This is a genomic window from Bradyrhizobium sp. NBAIM08 (assembly GCF_020193935.1).
Lineage (GTDB): Bacteria > Pseudomonadota > Alphaproteobacteria > Rhizobiales > Xanthobacteraceae > Bradyrhizobium > Bradyrhizobium yuanmingense.
On record NZ_JADYVR010000561.1, the window covers coordinates 1 to 430 of the forward strand.

At 72.8% G+C, this 430-nt stretch carries 1 protein-coding gene; it reads right to left on the reverse strand.

All coding sequences use genetic code 11. The annotated features are described in order from the left end of the window. Positions 1–119 precede the first annotated feature (119 nt). Positions 120–430: aldo/keto reductase (locus I6F37_RS40950; RefSeq protein ID WP_225154513.1), on the reverse strand; the 311-nt coding region annotated here is incomplete at its 5' end.

The following is a 430-nucleotide window of genomic DNA, read 5'->3' on the forward strand; positions in this document are numbered from 1 at the left end:
GACGCAACCGGGTCGAGATCGCCACCGGGCATGCCGATCCGAAGACCGACCCTGACCTGGCCGTGGTGGCGCTCAACGGGACAGCGAGCAGGGACCCCGCGGGCGCGTCCTGATCGACCTCAACGCGCGGAGAGCGTGGCCAGGTCCTCGTCGTCGAGCTGGAGGTGGACGGCGGCTGTCGAGTCGGTGACCGACTCCGGCCGGCTCGCCCCAGGGATCGGGATCACGTTGGCGGACCGGGCCAGCTCCCAGGCCAGCGCCACCTGCTGCGGGCTCACCCCGTGCTTGGCGGCGACCTTGCCGAACGCCGCGAAGTCGTCGCCGAGCCCTGCGGCACCGCTCATCCCGCCGAGGGGGCTCCACGGCAGGAACGCGAGCCCGAGCTCGTCGCAGACGTCGATCTCGGGCTCGGAGGAGCGGAACGACGGGG